Source organism: Fictibacillus aquaticus, from assembly GCF_002245695.1.
Lineage (GTDB): Bacteria > Bacillota > Bacilli > Bacillales > Fictibacillaceae > Fictibacillus > Fictibacillus aquaticus.
In genome coordinates, this window is sequence record NZ_NOII01000002.1 from 194,363 (window position 1) to 212,714 (window position 18,352).

Below are 18,352 nucleotides of genomic sequence, written 5' to 3' on the forward strand. Positions count from 1 at the left end.
TGAAACTCCGCAGCATTCGCTTTTTAAGTTGGGGGAGTGGTCTTCATGTTTATGATTGAAAGAGAGCGAATTGATTCGACAGTGAAAAAAGTAAAAAGCCAGAGTGCTAATTTTTTGACGCTGATCAACCTTTCGCTGGGTGCTCTGGCATTAATGTTTATTGTGCAGGACAATTTAAAAACCGGATTTATTCTCATTTTTCTTGCAGGATTGTTTGACAGGTTTGACGGCATGGTCGCTAGAAAGCTGAATATTGAATCGGATTTCGGCAAGCAGCTTGACTCGCTGTGCGACCTTATCTCATTCGGTATCGCTCCAGCCCTTCTTATCCATGAAGCAGTGCTTCAGCAATTTGGAGTGCCAGGTGTCATTTTCAGCATTATTTTCATGGTTTGCGGAGCAATCCGCCTCGCACGATTTAACATCACGGAATTTACCGGTTCGTTCGTCGGCATGCCTATTACGATTGCAGGCTGTCTGCTTGGAATCAGCTACTTGACCGTAAACCTGATGCCTGGGTTTCTATTCATGTTCCTCATACTCGCGCTGTCTTTTTTTATGATCAGCACGATATCCATAAAAAAGAGATAAAAAATAAATGAAACCCGCTCCTGCGGGTTTCATTTGCTTTGTTAGAAAACAAAAAAAGCTGAAGGCGACGGAGAGCTCCGCCGGTCACTTCAGCTTTTTTATTTTATTTATTTTGTGAGTTCAAGGAACTGCTCCACATCTTGTGATGCAAGTTCGATCCCCTTTAACCAGAAATCTTGTTTTGTGATATCTACTCCAAGGTGCTTTTGTGCGAGTTCCTCTACTTGCATCTTTCCTGTATCACGGAGAAGCTTGATGTACTTTTCTTCAAATGATGGCCCTTCCTGCTTCGCAACCGCGTAGATGCCGGCAGAGAACAAGAAGCCGAACGTGTACGGGAAGTTGTAGAATGGCACATCCGTAATATAGAAATGCAGCTTGGAAGCCCAGAAGTACGGATGATACTCTGACAGTTCATCACAATATGCTTCTTTCTGTGCTTCTTCCATAAGCTCACACAGTCTAGCTGCAGAAAGCTGGCCGCTCTTTCTTTCTTCATACATCCTTGTTTCAAACAAGAATCTGGCATGAATGTTCATGAAAAACGCCACTGCACGCTGGGCTTTATCTTCTAAGAGCGCAATCTTCTCATCTTGCGTTTTAGCGTTATCCACCGCCGCATCAGATACGATCAGCTCAGCAAATGTTGAAGCTGTTTCGGCTACATTCATCGCATATTTCGTCGAGAAATACGGAAGATCTTTCAATACATCAGAGTGGAACGAGTGACCCAGCTCATGCGCAAGTGTAGATACGTTGCTCGGTGTGCCGGAGAACGTCATGAATATGCGCGTTTCTTTTTTCGTAGGAAAACCTGTGCAAAATCCTCCTGGACGTTTACCAGGACGGTCCTCCGCCTCTACCCAGCTTTCAATAAACGCCTTTTCAGAAAACGCACTCATCACCGGTGCGACACTCTTGAAGTGTTCCACGATAAAATTGGCTGCTTCATCATAGTCCATTTTGCTGTTTGCTTCTGAAAGCGGAGCATCAATATCATACCAAGCAAGCTTGTCGACGCCAAGAATCTTTGCTTTGCGCTGCAGATACTGAACGAAAATGTTCTTCTGCGACTGAATTGCACCCCACATTGCATCAAGCGTTTCCTGCTGCATGCGGTTAATCGCCAGCGGCTCTTTCAAAACAGATTCCCAGCCGCGATGCTTATACACTGAGTTACGGAATCCAGCGATATGGTTTAGAGCGCTCGCACAGAAATCAGCATCCTGCTCCCACGCTTTTGTATAGCTTTCAAATGTTTCTCGTCTAACATTCCTGTCACCATGTCCTAGGCGGTTTTCTGCCTGACCTACAGAAAGCTTTTCGTCTTTTCCTTCATATGTAACCGGAATTTCCATTTTCCCTACGACCTGGTCGTAAAGCGTAGACCAGGCATGATAGCCGTCAACAGCCAGATCATTTATAAGCGCTTCTTTTCCTGCAGAAAGTTTTTCTTTTGCAGCATTTCGCTTTTCATTTAAATAAAAACCTATGTGTCCGTAGTCCTCTTTTTCGAGTACAGCACTCCACTTTTCGTCCGGTGTTTCCATCCATTTGATGCTAAGCGCTGACATTGCGTTCGAGTACATTGCATAAACCGCTTCAAGCTTCCCGCGAAGCGAGATCGCTTCTTTGTCATGCACGTTCTGGGCGATAAGACAGCCAATAAAGGATCCAGCAGTCGAAAGTTCAGCTGAAAAGTTCTGCAATTCTTCTGTTAATGTTTTAAAAGCTTCCTCCGAAAATTCAAAAGACCCTGCATTTGCTTCAATTTCAGCGGCGGTCTGCTGCAGCCACTGGATTTTTTCCAATAACTCAGGAGAAGAACTGCCTCCTTTAAAAGCAGTGTCTAAATTCCATGTTTGCTTTAGGCCTTGCAATAGCATCATTAATTCCCCCTGACACGTATTTTTCTATCTTTTCTTATTATAAAAAATTTTCCAATAAAAATCGACTATTAAGTTTATTTAAATAAAAATAAAAGTGTGTTAAAAGCATTAATCTTTATAAAGGACTCTTAATAATAGATAAAATGAAAAGAAGCCCCTGCTAAAGGAGCTCCGCTTTAAGCCAACAAAATCAATCTGTTACTGCGAGAAAAACAAAGTATGCGAGCATCACCACAAACGAAACATACATTACGGTACTTTCCACTTGGTTCCCCCCTCGCGTCTTCATACATCTTTAAATTATTTCTGTAGAGGTCCGTATATATCCTTCTTGCCCTTTTACAGAGTGAGATAAACGGGGGAACCGCTGATTGATGAGCTGGCTACAAATTTTCTTTCGCTCTTCTGATCAGTTCTTTGACCATCCGTCCGCCGATCTCACCCCCGATGATGCCTGCTTCTTTGGCAGTCAGTGTGCCATTTCCGTCATCTTTTAACGGGATGCCTGCGTCTTTTGCCACTTCGTACTTAACAGCATGAGGATTAGACGGATCCACTTTATAACCCGCCTTTTTCATTACCTCAGCTTTGAACTGATCCAGTGCTTCTCTTGCTTCTGGTACAACCGGTCTTCTTTTTCTTGCCATTGCAGTTCCTCATTTCTTTTTTTCTTTATTTTCTCCCTTGAATTAAAAAATAATGAAAAAAGCCAAAAAAGAACAAAAGAAAACTTCCTCTATTCTTTAAAAGAGTGAGGAAGTCAATCATGAAAAGATTGTTCTTTATTTATCTGTTTCTTTCACCTTGCTGCCTGCTGCGGTAAAACTCATGAAACAGCTTCATGAGAGCGCGTTTTTCAATGCGCGAAACATAGCTTCTCGAGATTCCGAGCTGCTTGGCGATCTCGCGCTGTGTTTTTTCTTTTTTCAGATCAAGCCCGAAACGTCCGACGATCACTTCCTTCTCCCGCTCATCAAGCACATGGATGTAATCGTAGATTTTCTTTTTCTGCATTTTCAGCTGGATCGCATCCGCGACGTCCTCTGTATCCGCTTTTAAAACATCGATCAGCGTGATTTCATTTCCTTCTTTGTCTGTGCCTATAGGATCATGAAGAGAAACATCTTTCTTTGTCTTCTTTAAAGCCCTCAAATGCATCAGTATTTCGTTTTCAATACATCTTGCCGCATACGTCGCAAGCTTCGTCCCTTTGCCTCGTGAATAGCTCTCTATCGCCTTGATCAGACCGATTGTTCCGATTGAGATCAAATCTTCTGTATCTTCACCGGTGTTCTCGAACTTTTTGCAGATGTGTGCAACTAAACGAAGGTTGTGCTCGATCAGCAGGCTGCGCGCGTGTTCGTCGCCTTCCGCCATTTCTTTTAAATATTTCTTTTCATCGCTCTCAGACAGCGGCTGCGGGAAGGCGTTGTTTTTTACGTACGATACAAAGAACATTAACTCTTTGAAAAAATATGACAGCAGTGCAAGCATCCCTGACATAAGACACCTCCTGTTAGGATCATCTCCATTATCTCTATGCAGAGCTGGGCTTGGCAGGTGTCTGTACTGCTGGTTTAATTTATTTTGAATCGTTGAATAGTACCCTTTCATTTATGGATAAGTGTATAATTGACATGAAGCTGAATCATGACTGAGGTGAAAATATTTGGATTTTATAGCGCTGGATTTTGAGACAGCTAACAAGATGAGAGGCAGTGCCTGTTCAATCGGTCTGGTGCAAGTAGAGAACGGCAGGATCACGAATTCCTACTACTCGCTCATTAAACCGAAGCAAAACTGGTTCGATCCTTTTCATACATCCATTCACGGCATCACGAAGGAAGATGTAATGAGCAGCCCAGAGTTTGATGAAGTATGGAATGAACTCTTCCCGCTTCTGGCCGGCAAAATGGTTGTAGCCCATAATGCGAGTTTCGATATGAGTGTTCTTAGGAATGTTCTAACCGATTATGATCTCGGATTTCCATCGTTTGATTATTCTTGCAGCCTGTTAGCCGCTAGAGCAGCATGGCCGAACCTTGTAAGCCACAAGCTGAACCTGCTTGCTAATATCCTTCAAATCCCTCTAAGCCACCATGATGCATTAGAAGACGCAAGAGCAGCTGCCCAAGTGATGTTGCAAATTTTCAACGACACGAATACAGTTAGCTTTGATACTTTACATACAGCCTTAAGCATGCAAGCGGGAACCATTCACAGCAACGGATATACTCCGGCTAGAGGCAAGAAAGCAAGGTCAGCAAAACGGTAAAACCGGCAGCTAGTATTTCGCTGCCGGTTTTTGTTTGGACTCTTTTCTAAAAGATTGTTGCTTTTGAACGGTTTGTTTTTATAAGAAAGTTCAGCGGAGTTTTCGCTTAAGCTTCAACGCCTATATATGAGAAATGTTCCTATTCTTCGTCCAATTAATTAGACGACACTTCCATTACGTTCACTTAGTCATCTTGAATACATCTTTGACAAGTTGATTGGAGTGTAAGGCGCCGACTCCAGCGGGGCGAGGGGGCTCACCGCCCGCCCCGCGGAAAGCGTGCGCCTGAAACGGAGATCAACCTCTTCTCTGTATTCTTTAAAAGCAATATAGTTTACAAAACAGTCTTGTATTTTAAAACATCGATATGTGATTTGCCGATTTGTCTCTCATGCTTTCATACAGGCCTTTAATTCGCTTCTGATCGTTGTAGTCGCTGTATGTCATCTCTTTCTTCTTAAAAGAAACCGTGATGGAAACAAACAATAGATTTAATGTAAACATATTCTTATCTCTCCCTTGATTTTCGTTTTTCTGCCCTTCATGCCGTATCTTTCTCCAGTACGAGCCATTGTAATAACGCAATGCTGATCAACATTGTTAAAACCTCCTTTGTTTAATTAAATTTCAATATAAAAAACGCCGCAGAGATTCCTGCGGCGTTTGGCGAAGGGCACAAAAAAGCCGCAGGACATCAGCCTGCGGCGCTTTTTAACAAAGATTAAAAAGACGTACTGCATCCACAGAAGGCCGATGGGTTACAATTATGAAATTTATTGTTTTGTAATTTATAAGTCATGTTAAACAGCCTCCTTTTACTTAATATTAATCCAGTTCCAATTATACCCATAAATGGAACTTCTGTAAACATCTTTTATCTTACTGCTTTTTTAAGATATGCACATACTGCAAAATGATGACACCCATTTTTGTTAAAATACTCGAATGTGTACACCTTCACAATCTTTGATTATAATAGTGTTGTAAAGGAGGTCACATCATGCTTCATCCAAAAGTTATATTTGCATCTACAAGGCCGTTTTCACTAACGGCATCCATCATTCCCGTCCTTTTCGGTACCATTCTAGCTTCACAATGGACGGACATAAATTATTATGTATTTTTCTTAACCTTACTTGGCGCCGTCAGCTTACAGTGCGGGACTAACTTGGTCAACGATTATTTTGACCATACAAAAGGCGCCGATCTTCCGGGCAGCCTCAGCCCTTCAGGCGTGATCGACCGAGGTGAGATGACGCCGAAGCAGGTATACGTTACCGGTCTCGTATTCTTTGGCATCAGTATCGTTTCCGGTCTCTATTTAACTGCATTGACAGGTCCTATCGTTCTTTATATCGGCATCCCTTCATTGCTGGTCGGCTATTTTTACACAGCCACCCGGTTTGCTCTTGCATATAACGGACTCGGTGAGATCGCTTCAGGTTCTACACTCGGCGTCCTGGCAGTCGTCGGTTCCTATTATACACAGACACACATGCTGAGCGGCGAGATCACACTTGCAGCATTGCCTAATGCGTTTTTAGTGATGGCGATTTTGCATGCGAACAATCTCCGCGATCTGGAAACCGATAAAAAGATAAATAAAATCACAATCGTGGGACTGATAGGCAAGAAATGGTCACGCCTTGAGTATTACGTTCTGATGATAGGTCCATATATCATTTTAAGCATGCTTATCATGAATTCTCTCCTTCCGTTTTGGAGCATACTCGCTCTTCTTACCCTTCCTGTTGCAGTGAAAGCTATCAAGATTGCCGCTTCAACATGGGAACCGGTAAAATTAAACGGTGCGCTAGGCTTAACGGCTTTGCTTCATTTATCATTCGGCGCATTGCTTTGCATCGGCACATTAATTGGCATCCAGTTTTAAACGGCAAAAGGGTCCGCTCATTTATTTGAGCAGACCCTTTTTTGTTATGCCGATTGCTTTAAAACATTTTCTGTTACCCAGCGCTTTCCTTCAACAAGACGTGCGGTCATCATACTCGCTACATTGTCTCCAGTTGCGTTCAAGAGTGTTGCTGGCGGATCGATGATCGTGCTGATCGCCGCGATCACTGGCAGTGCTTCTGGAGGGAAGCCGAACAGTGACAGAATGAGCATCTCACCTATCATTCCGCCCTGCGGTATTGCCCCCATAACCATACCGACTAATATGGCAGTGAAACCGACCATCATGTACGTGCTGATACCAGAGAAGTTCATGTCAAAAACTCCGAACAAGAACGTGATCTTGAGCACTCCGCCCATGACGGAACCGTCTTTGTGAAGCGATGCGCCAAGCGGCACCGTCGTCTCGCTAATATCCGCCGGTACGCCCATCTTCTTAGTAGCTTCCAGATTAACCGGAATGGATGCTGCGCTTGAGCAAGTTGCGAGCGATGTAATGGAAGGAGGCAGCATGTTCTTCCAAAACAGTGATACCCCTTTCTTTCCATTTGCAAGCATCGCATAAAGTGTAAAGAATACGACAAAATAGAAAATCGACAGTGGATAGTAGAACAGCACTGCTTTCAGGTAAGAACCGATCAGAGTCGGCCCGAATTCACCGATCAATGCTGCAAAATATGCACCCAATCCGATCGGGGCATAATACATGATGATCTTAACCAGCTTCATCATCACTTCTGATCCTGCGAGCAGGAACGCAGAGAAAGGCCGGCCTTTTTCACCTGCCATTGACGCTGCAAGCCCTACAAGAACAGAGAACACGATCAGTGCGAGCATGTTCGACCGGCTGAACAACTCCATAAAGTCTGGAACTGTCAGCGTCGCTGTAATCTGCTCAGCAACTGAAACCGCTTCACCTGTGTCTTCAGGCTTCACAAGCTTGATCTTCACGCCTTCTGACGGATCAAAAACTTTTACAGCCCCCATCGTGATGACGGCTGTAATGATTCCCGTGAACAAGAAAACGCCGAGCATGCTTCCTAGAATTTTACCGAACCGTTTGGCGCTGCCCATCGAAGCGATAGCAGAACTGATGGAAAAAAATACGAGCGGTATGACAACCGTAAACATCAGGTTAAGGAAAAGGTCCCCTAAAGGCTTCAGTTTTGCCGCATCCTCTTTCATCACCCATCCCAGCAGTGCTCCTGCGACGATGGCAAAAAGCAACAGGATGGAGAACCGGTACGTTTTAAATATCTGTTTCATAACAAACCGCCTTTTTCAATAAAGTAATAAATATGTATTGCATTTCCTATTTTAACATAAAGAAAACTTGGCTGATGCCAAGCTTTTTCAGTCAGCCTTAGTTGACCTTATACTATACACTTAGACTTTTTGACGACGTCGTATCTCTTTTTTGTTAAAAAATTATACTTTCCGATAGTGAAATAAAGAGCGCCTGACATTACTTAATCAGCCGCTCTCACCATCACATTATTATTATCCTTTACCTGCCTGAAAACCTGGGTAAAGTGTCATGCCGCCGTCTGCGATTAATGTCAGCCCTGTCACATAGCTTGCCTCGCTGGATGCGAGCCAGGCTGCAGCAGCTGCAATCTCCTCTGGTTTGCCGATATAGCCCATCGGAATGAGATCAATTACACCCTTTTTCTTTTTAGGATCTTTGAACTTTTCCTCATTGATCGGTGTATTGATCGCACCAGGGGCTATGCTGTTGATGCGGATACGCTTTGGTGCATACTCAAGTGCCAGTGTCTGCGTCATGAGCTTGATGCCCCCTTTGCTCGCCGCATAGTGAACAAAGTGCGGCCACGGGATGATCTCGTGCACGCTGGACATGTTGATGATGCATCCTTGTATCTGGTTCTTAACAAAATAAGCAAGCGCCTCTCGGCAGCCGATAAACTGGCCGGTGAGGTTAGTCGAAATAACCTTGTTCCAGTCCTCCATAGAAAGTTCATGTGACGGAACTTCGTTTTCGATGCCGGCGTTGTTGATCATCACATCCAGCTTCCCGAACGTGCTGACCGCTTCTTCTACAAGGGCACGGATATCTTCTTCCTGTGTCACGTCACCTCTTACACCGATTGCTTCTGCACCAAGATCCTTAATCTCATCGATTATATCATGTACATCTTTCTCTTGTTTTTCCTCGTAATAGTTAATGACGATATTTGCTTTTTCGCTCGCGAATCTTAGGGCACACGCTTTGCCAAGGCCTGTTGCTGCACCCGTGATGATTACTGTTTTTCCTTGTAGATCTTTATACACGTCCACCGCTCCTTTTATTTTTTCGTATAACCGAGCAGAACACCGCCGGCAACAATTAACACAAGGCCAATCATTATGAACACTTTCTGCCGTTTAGACTTCTTTTCTTTCAGGATAAAAATTCCGCCTAGCGTTGAAATAACGATTCCCGTCTGTGAAAGCGAAAAGCTTGTAGCCACCCCGATCATTGAAAGGCTCAAAAGAAGCGTGATGTTACCTGTGCTCCATAGAAAGCCAGTTAGTATGTTGCGCACTGCATATTTGTTGAACGCTGAATGTCCGAGTGACAGCACAATGCCGCCAAGCAGCATTCCGATTGCCTGTGGAAGAATCGCCTTCCAGCCGTCGATCTCAAACCAGCGGATCAAGATCACATAGCCGACAAACCCGACAGTAGAAACGAGAAGGACAGTCAGGCCTTTTTTATAATCATTTCCCTTCCCTTTTTCATTTTTGTCTTTGATGGAGGTGAAAACCGCTCCGGCTATGATGGCGCTGATCGCAATCAAACCAATCGTAATCTCTTGGCTTGTTTCCCATTCGCGGAAGATGAGGACACCAAATAACGTCGTCCCGAAAAGCTGCATACCGGTCGAAAGCGGCACAATCTTGGAAACACCAAGATAATCGACGCTCGCAAACTGATTGCGCTGCCCGATTACCCAAAACAGTCCAGACACGAGTCCAACCGCAAACGTTTCGCTGTCAAGCTTAGGCTGTGTGATAAAATATGCAGCTGTTGCAAAAATAAGGGCGCCAAACGTCATTCCGAGTGTCTGGCTGTGTTCGTCCCCGCCTAATTTTTCACTGACGAGCACGATGCTGCCCCAGCATACAGCGGTGATAAGTGCTAGTATAATTCCCATGTTGCAGCTCCTTTTTGTAGCAGTTACTAATAGGATTCCCTATTGTGCAAAAAGAAACACCGCTTCAGGCTCTGCCTGAAACGGTGTGTTTGGTTCCATATATTGTATTATTTATTCTGAATCGCGAAGAATTTCTTTATATTTTTTAGCGGCAAAATACATGATAGACGTAATGGCTAAAAGAGACAATGTGGATAGACCAAGAAAGATCGAATCCATCGTGTCCCGCCCCTCCATCGGAAGAACAAGTCCTAGATATAAAAAGGCGCTTAAGCTTAATAGAATGATGCCAAAACGCTGATAATCCGTAACTTTCTGCTGAATAACCTGTTTTTCATTTTGTGTCATCTCTATACCTCCTAACCCCTACTTACACAGTAACATATGAAAGCGGCCAGCTAAGCAAGCAAATGTTTACAACTCTGTGACAGAATGCACAAGTCATAAAAAAAGGTTTTTAGCACTCAAAAAATGACCCAATCAGCAGCTGAGGGCACTGAAAATATTAAAGAAAATCATAGCAGAGGTTGATCTCCGTTTCAGGCGCACGCTTTCCGCGGGGCAGGCGGTGAGCCCCCTCGCCGCTACGCGCCATTGAGTGGTCTCACCTTCCTGCTTGTCCCGCAGGAGTCGGCACCTTACACTCCGATCAACTTTTTCAATGATGAAATCAAGATGAACAGGCGTATGTAATGAAAGAAGTGCTAACAGCTCAAGGTTTAGACGTTAGATTGTTTAGGAGCAATCACGCCGAATTTCATGCAAATCCTTGTTTTCAACTCTTCATTAAGAGGCTTATAAGACCTTAAGACAACCAACAGTTATAATTATAAAAAAGTAAGGGCCACACCACTTCGACTGGCATGACCCTCTTGTGATTTATTATTGTATTGTGATAAAAACATGTTGTGATTGGAGCGGAAGGGTGCGAGACTCCTGCGGGACGAGCGGGAAGGTGAGACCCTTTAGGGCGCGTAGCGGCAAAGGGGCTCACCGCACGCCCCGCGGAAAGCTCAGCACCCTGGAGCGGAAATCAACTGCACCAAACTTGTTAGTAAGGGCTTTTCAGTACCTTCGTAGAAGCTCCGGTCAGTTTTTTTATGTTATTCAGCAAGCGCGTTTTGTAAATCGGCGATCAAGTCTTCCACGTCTTCAATACCTACTGAGATGCGGACCAAGCCGTCTGTGATGCCAAGCTCTGCACGGCGCTCTGCAGGAATGGACGCATGGGTCATGCGTGCCGGCACTGAAATCAAGCTTTCTACAGCACCGAGGCTTTCAGCAAGTGTGAAGTATTTTACTTTCTTCAGCATCTGATCTGCTTTTTCTGCACTGCCGACATCAAAGGAAACCATGCCGCCAAAACCGCCTGATTGCTTTTTCGCGATTTCATGCTGCGGGTGCGTTTCAAGCCCAGGATAATAAATCTTTCCAACACCTGGATGGCTGCTTAAAAATTCAACGATCTTTTTTGTGCTGCTCTCGTGAGCTTCCATACGCAGACCAAGTGTCTTTATACCGCGCATCAGCAGCCAAGAATCCTGCGGTCCTAGCACTCCGCCCGTTGAGTTCTGGACAAAGTGGAATTCTTCACCAAGCTTATCGTCGTTCACGACTACAAGTCCTGCGACAACATCACTATGCCCGCCGATATACTTTGTTGCTGAGTGAAGGACGATATCCGCCCCAAGCTCGATCGGTGTCTGCCAATATGGCGTGTTAAACGTATTATCCACCACGAACAGAAGGTTTTTGGATTTTGCCCACTGTGCTGCAGCTTCAATATCTGTAACTTTAAGAAGCGGGTTTGTCGGTGTTTCAACATATAATGCTTTCGTGTTCGGCTGAAGCGCTTTTTCAACTTCATTTAGGTCTGTTGTATCAACAAACGTTGACTCGATACCAAGACGGTTCAGCACTTTTGTCATGACACGATATGTGCCTCCGTATACATCGTCCGTCAGGATCACGTGGTCACCTGCATTGAAGAGCATCATGACTGCTGTGATAGCTGCCATTCCTGAACCGAACGCAAATCCTCGTTTTCCGCCTTCAAGATCTTTGATCAGTTCTTCAAGGGCATTCCTTGTCGGGTTTCCAGTCCGGGAATATTCAAATCCTTTATGGACGCCGACTTCTTCCTGCTTGTATGTGCTTACCTGATAGATTGGGAAGGATACTGCTCCCGTCTGTGCATCTGACGGGATTCCGCCGTGAATAAGCTTTGTTTTACGTTTCATCGTCATATTCCTCCCTCATAAATTTTCTTGCTTAAGTACCGCTCAGAACTGTCCGGGAAAACCGTTACGACAGTGGCTCCGTCTGGTGCGTTCTCTGCCTCGATCAGGGCAGCATGCAGTGCAGCTCCAGAAGAGCTTCCGACCAGTAAGCCTTCTTTTGCGGCAAGTTCTTTCACACGTCTGAACGCATCTTCGTCCATTACGGTATGAATAGCATTGAAATACTCTTTGTTCATATATTCAGGCAAAAACTCCATGCCGATTCCTTCGGTTTTGTGCGGTCCAGATTCTCCGCCATTCAAGATCGATCCCTCTGGCTCTACGATGACAGTTTTCACTTTCTCGTTTTGTTCTTTCAAATAGTTAGCAGTACCCATAAACGTTCCGCCCGTGCCGGCTCCGGCAACAAAAATATCCACCTTACCTTCAAGGTCAGTCCATATTTCCGGACCCAGCGTCTTATAATAAGTCAGCGGATTGGCAGGGTTGGAAAACTGTGCGGGTGTATAAGATCCTGGTATTTCAGCGAGCAGTTCCTTCGTTTTTTCAATCGCACCCTTTATTCCGAGAGCTGTAGGTGTATGAACGATCTTAGCCCCAAGAGCTTTCATAAGCTCCTGCTTTTCGATGCTGAACTTTTCAGGGATAACAAAAATAACAGAAATGCCTCCGTTTATTGCGGCGAGCGCCAGGCCGATTCCGGTGTTTCCGGCAGTTGGCTCGATCAGCGTTCCGCCTTCAGCCAGCTTTCCTGTACGGAAAGCTTCATCAAGAAGCTCACGGCCTAGACGGTCCTTAACACTGCCGCCAGGGTTCATGAATTCAAGCTTGGCAAACAATCTTACTCCCCGTTTCAATCCGAACTGCGTGATCTCCATGAGCGGTGTATTGCCGACAAGCTCATGAACGTTGCGATAAACAGCCATACTTGTCCTCCCTACTCAGCAAACACAACGTGCCATTCGCCGCGTTTGGAAAGCATCTTTTCAGCGATTTCCTTCGCTCCTTCAAGGCTGTGGTTTGCCGCCCATCCACATTGAACTTCGTTGCACGCCGGAACTTCGTCGGCCTTAAGCACATCGTTCAATGTTTTTTCAAGAACATCTAGGATTTCATCATAATTATCATGGTTAATAACAGAGAGGTAGAAACCTGTCTGGCAGCCCATCGGACTGATATCCACTACAGAAGCATGATGGTTGCGGATATTTTCTGCCATCAGATGCTCAATAGAATGCAGCCCGTCCATCGGCATATGTTCTTTGTTAGGCTGGCAAAAACGGATGTCATACTTATGGATAACGTCGCCGTTTTTTCCTGTTGTTGTACCTGCAAGACGGATATAAGGCGCCGCCACTTTTGTATGGTCAAGGTTAAAGCTTTCTACATTCATTTTCTTCGTCATGTTAATTCAGCTCCTCTAGGATCCGCTGAACAAGTTCAGCAGAGTTTTTTGATGCCGTCACCAAGAACTGGTCATACGATAAACGAGCATCCTTGCCTGCAATATCTGACAATGAACGGATGATCACGAATGGCTTCTTAAACTGGTAGCACACTTGCGCTATCGCAGCAGCTTCCATTTCCGCAGCATAAAGCTCTGGAAACTTCGTACGGATAAAATCAACACGTTCATGGTCGCTCATGAACGAATCGCCTGATGCGATAAGACCTTTGGCAACCTGGATGCCTTCTACTTTTAACGCAGCGTTTTCAGCCGCTTTTACAAGCTCAGCATCAGGCGTGTAAGAAGCTGGCATTTGCGGGATCTGACCGTACGCGTATCCAAAAATGGTCGCATCCGCGTCATGGTGCGTCACGTCAGTTGAAATAACAATATCCCCTACATTAAGGGATGTATTGAACCCTCCTGCAGAACCGGTGTTGATGATCACATCCGGTGCGTACATCTGAATCATTAGTGTTGTTCCGAGCGCTGCGTTTACCTTTCCGATGCCGGATTTCAGCAGAACGACTTCTTTTCCGTGAAGAATGCCGCTGTGGAACTCGCAGCCGGCGATCTTCTGCTCTTCCGGCTGCTCCATCAAGTCACGCAAAATAACTACTTCTTCTTCCATTGCTCCGATAATGCCAATTTTCATAAAGTATAAACTCCAATATTATTTTTTTACAGCTTCCATCAGCCACACGTATTCGTTCATTTTTGTAAAAGATACAGAAAAACCATGTTTTGCAAACAGGCTCTCAAGTACCTCGAGTGTCGTATAATACTCAGTCTGCAAATCCTTGAGCAGGTTAAGAAATCCTTGTTCTTTTACTTTTGCATGGCGTGCCTGGCGGTCTTCATCGTGAAGATATGCTGTATCCGCAAATACAATTTTACCATTTTGGCCGAGAAGATGGCTATAAAGCTCGATCGCTTTATCTTTTTCCTCATCTGTCAGGTGATGAAACGCATAAGTACTGACAATCGTATTGATCTCCGCATCAATTTTCGGGAAGCTCAGAAAATCTCCATCAAAAAGAGAAAGGTCAGGAAAACGGCTTTCTGTTTTCTTACGCATTTCTGTTGAAGGCTCGATCCCAAATACAGAAAGGCCTTTGCTTCGCAGCTTTTCAGTTAAGTTGCCAGTGCCAACACCAAATTCAAGAACATTGCCTGCTGACTTTAATGCAACCGTGTCGAGAATCACCTCATACTGGTCAAAAACTTCCTTATATTCTACATCATGCCCTGAAACTGTATCATCATAAGAGGATGCCCATTCATCGAAAAGATCAATAAATTCCCTGCCCATTATCGTCACTCCAATATAAATTATATAATTCCTATCGTTATACTATGAATTAAAAATCTTACATGTTCCAATTTATCACAGAATAGTTTTGATATCAATTTTAGAAACATCAAAAATCCTCAAAATTGCGATATAATGTGAAGAAAGAACACTGCATTCAACTGGAGGTTTATCATATGAACTTTATAACAGAATTGATCCATGACAAGGTAGAAGCTGCAGAGGCTGTCTCGCTGCTTGAGCTGGAGAAAAAGATCAATGATCTGATTGAGATCAATAAAGCTCTTATGCTGGAAGTACACCATATTTCATACCAAGTAGCATCCTCTCCAAAAGGGTTTTTGCTATATAGCGCCATTGTCCATTTCAAAGCAAAAAAACACGCCTGAGCATGAATGACTCAGACGTGTTTTTTTATTAGTTTGGCGTTACGCTCGTAGGTTTCCACCCTTTTTCAGGCACCCACTGCAGCATCACTTCATATTTTGTTCCTTTAGATTTTGACAGTACTCTGCCGACGGAAGTATCTTCACTGCCTCCGTTCCCGAGCCACAATATGGTCATATCATTCTCAGGTATAGCTGTGGCATAAGAAAGAGCTGAAGTCATTTCTTTCCAGTCCTGTGAGGTATCATCATAAGACTTTTGATGAGGTTCACTTTGCGTGGTTCCGATCGGCTCCCACGGTCCAGCTGGTCCCCCGCCTTCTGCCTCGCTTTGTTCACCCTCAGGCTTTTGCTCCTCTTCAGGCTTTTGCTCTTCTTCAGGTTTTTGTTCTTCTACAGGCTTTTGCTCTTCTTTAGGCTCGCTTTTTTCCTGTTCCTTGCTTTCGCTTTCGATTGAGCCTTTTTCATCTTTTTCTTTAACATTCTTATCTTGAGTCTCATTATTTGGAACAAAAGTGGACGGTTCTTTATCGTCTCCTCCAAATAAGAGATTTCCTGTGACAATGAGTATAAGGACAGCCACGACTCCAATGGCAATATTTAAAAAGCGGTTTTGTTTACGTTTTCCTGTCCGCGTTTCATATCTTTTGTTACGGTCCATCGTTCTCCTCCTCTAAATATGGCGGTTCTGTTTAAACTATTTTAACACGCCTATACAATTCGGCAAAACGAGACCCTTTTTCGTCCTATTTTAAAAATTTTTTAGCGCGGCAAGCTTTCGCGGTCAAGAATGTATATTTCTTTTACCATTGAAGAAAAAGCTTTCAGGACTTTATTTTGATCATCGTGCTTCAAATCCAGTACAACAAGGGCATATTTCGGAGCTTGAGCAGGAAAGTATCCGGCAAACCATTTAACGTCTTCTGTCACACCGTCTTTTTCTGCAGTGCCGGATTTTCCGGCCACAGCATACGGCAATGCGGCAAGAGCCTGTCCAGTTCCTGCTTCGTCTGTGACAACGTGCCTTAGCATCGATTGAAGTTTCATAATAGTATAAGGTGAAACCGCGGCTTTTCTTTTATGCAGCGGAAATGTGACCATCTCGGCACCATCTGAGTAGAGCACAGACGCAGCCGCCCTTGCTTCCATTACTTGTCCTCCCCTGGCGATCGCAGCCATCATATTTGCTGCCGCCAGCGGTGTTACTTTCACATTCAGCTGTCCTATTGCCGTCTGGGAGACAGCAAGCGGCGCGTTTCTGTCATGTTTATTAAGTTTTCCCCAGATCTGGGCATCATCCTCTTCCGGAAAATGGCGAAAATCCGAGTAATGGTAGACCTCCCCTGTCCATCCTGCTGTTGGGAATAGGCCTAATTTTTGAGCGTAGATGTCAAAAAAACCGCTGTCATGTGCATACAGTTTTTGTGCCAATGAGGCAAAAGCTGAGTTGCAGCTTTGAGTAAAACTTTCTTCCAGATCAAGCATACCAAGGTCACGTTCATCCTTTTTGCCATATATATTTTTGCTGCAATCAAACCGTTCTGTCAGTCCAGTACCTGACTCGAGCGCAGCAGCTGCAGTGACTATTTTAAACACAGAACCTGGAGGATGGGCTTTCAGCATTTGATTTTGATATTCCGGTTCAAACACATTCTTGGCAGTAAAGATTGGTCGGGATGCCATCGCCAAAACATTGCTTGATTCAGTATCCAAAAGCACTGCTCCTCCGCTTTTTATACCTGCATCTGTAATACTGTCTTCAATGATTTGCTGAATCCTGCTGTTAAGGGTCGTCTTTACCTGAAGAGGGTAGAGCGGATTTTCAGGCGTCCTGAGCTTGACGTCAAGTCCGAATAAAGGAGCACCTGACCGGTCCACATGGTAAACATACTGAGATTCCCCTTCCGATATAAGAAAAGGATCAAATGCAGCCTGAATTCCATTTTTCCCAGTCCTAGTTGTCCTGTTAATCGTACCTGTTTCCCATTTCTCAGGATAATTTTCTTTCAGTAATTTTTCGTCCTCACCGACCGCCCCGATAAAATGATTGGCAAATACCTGTGGCTTTCGCAGGCTTACCCATTGAGCATACAATCCTTCGATCTTCCATGAATTGATAACTTTCATTTCGTCCAAGGATATTTCCTTGTTTAAATCAAGCGCAAAAGGTTTTTCTGCTTTTATCAGCTGCTGCATTATTTCTTTTTCATTCACACCTAAAAATGCACTCAATTTTTTTATCGGTGCATCAGCGTTCTTTAAAAATGGAAACAAGACGACTGTAAGTTTTTTATCTGCAGAAAGACTGTTGCCTGAGCTGTCAAGAAGCAGCCCGCGGCCGTCATGAAAAGTAAAACTATGCGTGCGCTGTCTTACGCTTTCTTCAATAAGGTTCACATCGTATGAGGAAAACGAACCCGGTGATATGAGCTGGATCTGTGCCAGCCGAGCGACCAGCAGAATCATCAATACCAAAATAACTATTCCTGTACTCTTTATCCGCTTTGGCACTAGCCTCACCTCCATCTACATTTTGTCCGTTGAGATGAACCGGTAAACAGGTGCCAGCGTGTAAAAAAAGCCCCGCTGCATGACGGCAGCGGGGCTTGCTGTATTATTTAACTTCTAAGATCCTGACGCTGATTTCACCGCCAGGCGTGTGAACGTTTACTTCATCTCCCGGTTTCTTGCCAAGAAGGCTTTTCGCCATAGGAGAATCATTTGAGATTTTTCCTTCAAACGGATCTGCTTCGGCACTTCCGACAATCATATAAGTCTCTTCATCACCGTCTGGAAGCTCCAGAAAACGGACAGATTTACCGATGGAAACGGTTCCGGAAGAGTCTTTGTTGTCTTCGATGATCACAGCGTTGCGTACCATTTTTTCCAGTTGAGCGATACGAGCTTCTACGAATGCCTGCTCGTCTTTCGCTGCATCGTATTCGGAGTTCTCAGAAAGATCGCCGAAGCTGCGAGCCACTTTAATGCGCTCTACCACTTCTTTGCGTTTTTCTGTTTTTAAATATTCAAGCTCATTTTCAAGCTTTTGTTTCCCTTCAAGGGTCATATAATGCTTTTTCTCGTCTGACATTTTATTCACTCCTTCAGTTATTCAGTACCTTAATACGTTATATTTACCAAAG

Annotated in this window: 20 protein-coding genes; 4 read left to right on the forward strand and 16 right to left on the reverse strand. The window is 44.3% G+C overall.

Going from position 1 to position 18,352, the window contains the following annotated elements; all coding sequences use genetic code 11:
* The first annotated feature begins 45 nt into the window (after window positions 1-45).
* Window positions 46-591: a CDP-diacylglycerol--serine O-phosphatidyltransferase gene (gene pssA, locus CGZ90_RS08910; RefSeq protein ID WP_094252031.1), complete on the forward strand. Its 546-nt coding sequence runs from the start codon at window positions 46-48 to the stop codon at window positions 589-591.
* Window positions 592-698: 107 nt separating this feature from the next.
* On the opposite strand, the gene CGZ90_RS08915 is transcribed toward pssA, so the two are convergent.
* The 3 genes from CGZ90_RS08915 to sigK form a co-directional block, all read right to left on the reverse strand.
* The gene (locus tag CGZ90_RS08915; protein WP_094252032.1) at window positions 699-2,477 is read right to left on the reverse strand and encodes a M3 family oligoendopeptidase; all 1,779 of its coding nucleotides are present in this window, start codon (window positions 2,475-2,477) and stop codon (window positions 699-701) included.
* A gap of 386 nt (window positions 2,478-2,863) precedes the next feature.
* Window positions 2,864-3,127 carry an alpha/beta-type small acid-soluble spore protein gene (locus tag CGZ90_RS08920; RefSeq protein ID WP_094252033.1) on the reverse strand — a complete coding sequence of 88 codons (264 nt, stop codon included), beginning with the start codon at window positions 3,125-3,127 and terminating at the stop codon, window positions 2,864-2,866.
* A 139-nt stretch (window positions 3,128-3,266) separates the two neighbouring features.
* A complete protein-coding gene (sigK, locus tag CGZ90_RS08925) occupies window positions 3,267-3,983 on the reverse strand; it encodes an RNA polymerase sporulation sigma factor SigK (protein WP_094252034.1) in 717 nt (238 codons plus the stop codon).
* 166 nt (window positions 3,984-4,149) lie between these two features.
* Here sigK and CGZ90_RS08930 point away from each other — a divergent pair, with 166 nt between their 5' ends.
* Window positions 4,150-4,755: a 3'-5' exonuclease gene (locus CGZ90_RS08930; RefSeq protein ID WP_094252035.1), complete on the forward strand. Its 606-nt coding sequence runs from the start codon at window positions 4,150-4,152 to the stop codon at window positions 4,753-4,755.
* 354 nt (window positions 4,756-5,109) lie between these two features.
* On the opposite strand, the gene CGZ90_RS20485 is transcribed toward CGZ90_RS08930, so the two are convergent.
* The gene (locus CGZ90_RS20485) at window positions 5,110-5,259 is read right to left on the reverse strand and encodes a YrzI family small protein (protein WP_133063571.1); all 150 of its coding nucleotides are present in this window, start codon (window positions 5,257-5,259) and stop codon (window positions 5,110-5,112) included.
* Window positions 5,260-5,755: 496 nt separating this feature from the next.
* Here CGZ90_RS20485 and menA point away from each other — a divergent pair, with 496 nt between their 5' ends.
* Window positions 5,756-6,646: a 1,4-dihydroxy-2-naphthoate octaprenyltransferase gene (menA, locus tag CGZ90_RS08940; protein WP_094252037.1), complete on the forward strand. Its 891-nt coding sequence runs from the start codon at window positions 5,756-5,758 to the stop codon at window positions 6,644-6,646.
* A 44-nt stretch (window positions 6,647-6,690) separates the two neighbouring features.
* Here menA and CGZ90_RS08945 read toward each other — a convergent pair whose 3' ends face one another.
* From CGZ90_RS08945 to CGZ90_RS08985, 9 genes are all read right to left on the reverse strand, one after another.
* Window positions 6,691-7,932, reverse strand: a complete 1,242-nt coding sequence (locus CGZ90_RS08945; protein WP_094252038.1) for a dicarboxylate/amino acid:cation symporter — start codon at window positions 7,930-7,932, stop codon at window positions 6,691-6,693.
* 234 nt (window positions 7,933-8,166) lie between these two features.
* Complete coding sequence (locus CGZ90_RS08950) at window positions 8,167-8,958, reverse strand: glucose-1-dehydrogenase (protein WP_094252039.1); 792 nt, start codon at window positions 8,956-8,958, stop codon at window positions 8,167-8,169.
* 14 nt (window positions 8,959-8,972) lie between these two features.
* A complete protein-coding gene (locus tag CGZ90_RS08955) occupies window positions 8,973-9,824 on the reverse strand; it encodes a GRP family sugar transporter (protein WP_094252040.1) in 852 nt (283 codons plus the stop codon).
* Between the two features lie 111 nt (window positions 9,825-9,935).
* Window positions 9,936-10,172, reverse strand: a complete 237-nt coding sequence (locus CGZ90_RS08960; protein WP_094252041.1) for a YrhC family protein — start codon at window positions 10,170-10,172, stop codon at window positions 9,936-9,938.
* Between the two features lie 755 nt (window positions 10,173-10,927).
* The gene (locus tag CGZ90_RS08965; RefSeq protein ID WP_094252042.1) at window positions 10,928-12,064 is read right to left on the reverse strand and encodes a bifunctional cystathionine gamma-lyase/homocysteine desulfhydrase; all 1,137 of its coding nucleotides are present in this window, start codon (window positions 12,062-12,064) and stop codon (window positions 10,928-10,930) included.
* Window positions 12,065-12,066: 2 nt separating this feature from the next.
* On the reverse strand, window positions 12,067-12,990 hold the full coding sequence (locus CGZ90_RS08970; RefSeq protein WP_094252043.1) for a PLP-dependent cysteine synthase family protein: 924 nt from the start codon (window positions 12,988-12,990) through the stop codon (window positions 12,067-12,069).
* Window positions 12,991-13,001: 11 nt separating this feature from the next.
* Window positions 13,002-13,469, reverse strand: a complete 468-nt coding sequence (locus tag CGZ90_RS08975; protein ID WP_094252044.1) for an S-ribosylhomocysteine lyase — start codon at window positions 13,467-13,469, stop codon at window positions 13,002-13,004.
* A 1-nt stretch (window position 13,470) separates the two neighbouring features.
* Window positions 13,471-14,166: a 5'-methylthioadenosine/S-adenosylhomocysteine nucleosidase gene (gene mtnN, locus CGZ90_RS08980; RefSeq protein ID WP_094252045.1), complete on the reverse strand. Its 696-nt coding sequence runs from the start codon at window positions 14,164-14,166 to the stop codon at window positions 13,471-13,473.
* 18 nt (window positions 14,167-14,184) lie between these two features.
* Complete coding sequence (locus CGZ90_RS08985) at window positions 14,185-14,823, reverse strand: class I SAM-dependent DNA methyltransferase (protein ID WP_094252046.1); 639 nt, start codon at window positions 14,821-14,823, stop codon at window positions 14,185-14,187.
* A 176-nt stretch (window positions 14,824-14,999) separates the two neighbouring features.
* Here CGZ90_RS08985 and CGZ90_RS08990 point away from each other — a divergent pair, with 176 nt between their 5' ends.
* Window positions 15,000-15,212 (forward strand): DUF2536 family protein, encoded by a 213-nt coding sequence (locus tag CGZ90_RS08990; protein ID WP_094252047.1) that lies wholly within the window; start codon window positions 15,000-15,002, stop codon window positions 15,210-15,212.
* A gap of 28 nt (window positions 15,213-15,240) precedes the next feature.
* Here CGZ90_RS08990 and CGZ90_RS08995 read toward each other — a convergent pair whose 3' ends face one another.
* From CGZ90_RS08995 to greA, 3 genes are all read right to left on the reverse strand, one after another.
* Window positions 15,241-15,870, reverse strand: coding sequence for a YrrS family protein (locus tag CGZ90_RS08995; RefSeq protein WP_094252048.1), 630 nt, complete (start codon window positions 15,868-15,870; stop codon window positions 15,241-15,243).
* Between the two features lie 101 nt (window positions 15,871-15,971).
* Complete coding sequence (locus CGZ90_RS09000) at window positions 15,972-17,720, reverse strand: peptidoglycan D,D-transpeptidase FtsI family protein (RefSeq protein WP_165766822.1); 1,749 nt, start codon at window positions 17,718-17,720, stop codon at window positions 15,972-15,974.
* Window positions 17,721-17,823: 103 nt separating this feature from the next.
* Window positions 17,824-18,300: a transcription elongation factor GreA gene (gene greA, locus CGZ90_RS09005; protein ID WP_094252050.1), complete on the reverse strand. Its 477-nt coding sequence runs from the start codon at window positions 18,298-18,300 to the stop codon at window positions 17,824-17,826.
* Window positions 18,301-18,352: the final 52 nt, after the last annotated feature.

Bases quoted from the DNA above. Each gene is read 5' to 3' on its own strand.
- CGZ90_RS08945 (WP_094252038.1), bottom strand. From the start codon at position 7,932: ATGAAACAGATATTTAAAACGTACCGGTTCTCCATCCTGTTGCTTTTT.
- CGZ90_RS08960 (WP_094252041.1), bottom strand. From the start codon at position 10,172: ATGACACAAAATGAAAAACAGGTTATTCAGCAGAAAGTTACGGATTAT.
- CGZ90_RS08965 (WP_094252042.1), bottom strand. From the start codon at position 12,064: ATGAAACGTAAAACAAAGCTTATTCACGGCGGAATCCCGTCAGATGCA.
- CGZ90_RS08915 (WP_094252032.1), bottom strand. From the start codon at position 2,477: ATGCTATTGCAAGGCCTAAAGCAAACATGGAATTTAGACACTGCTTTT.
- greA (WP_094252050.1), bottom strand. From the start codon at position 18,300: ATGTCAGACGAGAAAAAGCATTATATGACCCTTGAAGGGAAACAAAAG.
- menA (WP_094252037.1), top strand. From the start codon at position 5,756: ATGCTTCATCCAAAAGTTATATTTGCATCTACAAGGCCGTTTTCACTA.
- CGZ90_RS08990 (WP_094252047.1), top strand. From the start codon at position 15,000: ATGAACTTTATAACAGAATTGATCCATGACAAGGTAGAAGCTGCAGAG.
- CGZ90_RS08995 (WP_094252048.1), bottom strand. From the start codon at position 15,870: ATGGACCGTAACAAAAGATATGAAACGCGGACAGGAAAACGTAAACAA.
- CGZ90_RS08955 (WP_094252040.1), bottom strand. From the start codon at position 9,824: ATGGGAATTATACTAGCACTTATCACCGCTGTATGCTGGGGCAGCATC.
- pssA (WP_094252031.1), top strand. From the start codon at position 46: ATGTTTATGATTGAAAGAGAGCGAATTGATTCGACAGTGAAAAAAGTA.
- CGZ90_RS08920 (WP_094252033.1), bottom strand. From the start codon at position 3,127: ATGGCAAGAAAAAGAAGACCGGTTGTACCAGAAGCAAGAGAAGCACTG.
- CGZ90_RS08970 (WP_094252043.1), bottom strand. From the start codon at position 12,990: ATGGCTGTTTATCGCAACGTTCATGAGCTTGTCGGCAATACACCGCTC.
- CGZ90_RS20485 (WP_133063571.1), bottom strand. From the start codon at position 5,259: ATGTTTACATTAAATCTATTGTTTGTTTCCATCACGGTTTCTTTTAAG.
- CGZ90_RS08985 (WP_094252046.1), bottom strand. From the start codon at position 14,823: ATGGGCAGGGAATTTATTGATCTTTTCGATGAATGGGCATCCTCTTAT.
- mtnN (WP_094252045.1), bottom strand. From the start codon at position 14,166: ATGAAAATTGGCATTATCGGAGCAATGGAAGAAGAAGTAGTTATTTTG.
- CGZ90_RS08975 (WP_094252044.1), bottom strand. From the start codon at position 13,469: ATGACGAAGAAAATGAATGTAGAAAGCTTTAACCTTGACCATACAAAA.
- sigK (WP_094252034.1), bottom strand. From the start codon at position 3,983: ATGTCAGGGATGCTTGCACTGCTGTCATATTTTTTCAAAGAGTTAATG.